Origin of the sequence: Microbacterium sp. AISO3 (assembly GCF_002204305.1) — a bacterium.
In the GTDB taxonomy this organism is placed as follows: domain Bacteria; phylum Actinomycetota; class Actinomycetes; order Actinomycetales; family Microbacteriaceae; genus Microbacterium; species Microbacterium arborescens.
The window spans coordinates 1-411 of record NZ_NHRF01000124.1; the positions used below are offsets into that span (position 1 = coordinate 1).

A 411-nucleotide genomic window follows, 5' to 3' on the forward strand; every position below is an offset into this window, starting at 1 on the left:
CTCCACCGCCGGGCACAGAATCCAGGTGGGACCCCGTCAGGACGGCGTCGGGACCCGGAGTTCCCCACCACGCCCAGATGTTAGCGTTCGCGTCCGTGACGATCGCCAGCCCCAACTCGGTGGCCTTTGCGACGAACCATTCCCGCAGCGCCACCTCCTCGGGACGTAGGCAAAACCGCGAATAAGAGCCGTCCTCGTTGCGTCCAATCGCGGCGATTTCAACCAGCAGACTGGCAGCAGTCCAGGTCGTCATCACTTCACCAATCCGTCAATAAGGGCGTCATCTACCAGGTAGGGCAGGGTGATTTGGGCGTCGTTGTGCTCGTGGTTGAACTCGGTGGCCGTCTCGATGGAGTGAGCGTTGCGGGCCCAGCCGCGTCGCGCCACCCCGCACATGACATCCCATAGCAG

The 411-nt window shown here is 63.3% G+C and carries 1 pseudogene; it reads right to left on the reverse strand.

Going from position 1 to position 411, the window contains the following annotated elements:
- A pseudogene (locus CBF90_RS18675) lies at positions 1 to 253 on the reverse strand (allantoate amidohydrolase); the annotation flags it as partial.
- Between the last annotated feature and the right edge of the window lie 158 nt (positions 254 to 411).